This is a genomic window from Escherichia sp. AM3 (genome assembly GCF_032029835.1).
Lineage (GTDB): Bacteria > Pseudomonadota > Gammaproteobacteria > Enterobacterales > Enterobacteriaceae > Escherichia > Escherichia coli.
Genome location: NZ_JAVUPQ010000816.1, coordinates 1 through 303, shown reverse-complemented (window position 1 = coordinate 303; position 303 = coordinate 1). Strand labels below are relative to the sequence as shown.

Below are 303 nucleotides of genomic sequence, written 5' to 3'. Positions count from 1 at the left end.
GCATTAAGCAGGCTGTCCAGCGAAACGATGAACCGGAAGGTGAATTGCGCCTTGCCGTGGGCGAGACGCTGCTCTCCTACAAGATCCCGCAGGTGCTGAAGAGTTTTAAGAAAAGAGCGCCGAATGTGTTGCTGTCTCTGCAATCCCAGAACTGTTATACAATCCGTGACAGCTTGCTGGCCAATGAAATTGATTTGGGGATTTTCTATCGTGTGGGCAATGATGCTTCTCTCATTATGGAAAACTATGGCGAACATCCTCTCGTGCTCGTTGCCTCTCCCGAATTAGCACTGGTTGATTTCA

1 protein-coding gene is annotated in these 303 nt (G+C 49.2%); it reads left to right on the top strand.

The window, feature by feature from the left end; translation table 11 throughout:
- Positions 1 to 303: substrate-binding domain-containing protein (locus RTW80_RS28525; protein WP_312721464.1), on the top strand; the 303-nt coding region annotated here is incomplete at both ends.